1 pseudogene is annotated in these 582 nt (G+C 71.1%); it reads right to left on the bottom strand.

The window, feature by feature from the left end:
* A pseudogene (locus IF29_RS0141205) lies at nt 1-566 on the bottom strand (transketolase); the annotation flags it as partial.
* Between the last annotated feature and the right edge of the window lie 16 nt (nt 567-582).

Here is a 582-nt window from a genome sequence, read left to right as displayed (position 1 = left end):
AGCTTCTGGTGGCCCGCGAGGGAGGAGGCCTCGCCGGAGACGCCCTCCTCCAGGTCGCCGTCCGAGCAGATGCCCCAGATGGTGTGGTCGAACGGGGAGGCGCCCGCGGGCGCCTCCGGGTCGAACAGGCCGCGCTCGTAGCGCGCCGCCATCGCCATCCCGACCGCGTTGCCCACCCCCTGGCCCAACGGCCCGGTCGTGGTCTCCACCCCCGCGGTGTGCCCGTGCTCGGGGTGACCGGGGGTCAGCGACCCCCACACCCGGAACGACTTCAGGTCCTCCAGCGTCAGCCCGTACCCCGACAGGTACAGCTGGATGTAGAGGGTCAGGCTGGTGTGACCGGGCGACAGCACGAAGCGGTCGCGACCGGTCCAGGCCGGGTCCGCCGGGTCGTGCCGCAGGAACCGCTGGAAAATCAGGTACGCGGCCGGGGCCAGCGACATCGCCGTGCCCGGGTGGCCGTTCCCGACCTTCTGCACGGCATCCGCCGCCAGAACCCGAACGGTGTCCACCGCCCGCTGGTCAAGCTCGGTCCACTCAAAGGTGTTGCTCGGCTTCGTACTCACCCTGAATCAGGGCTCC

This window comes from Streptacidiphilus jeojiense (assembly GCF_000719095.1).
Taxonomy (GTDB): domain Bacteria; phylum Actinomycetota; class Actinomycetes; order Streptomycetales; family Streptomycetaceae; genus Streptacidiphilus; species Streptacidiphilus jeojiensis.
Note: the sequence above shows the minus strand (reverse complement) of the source record. Positions and strands in the feature narration are given on the sequence as shown.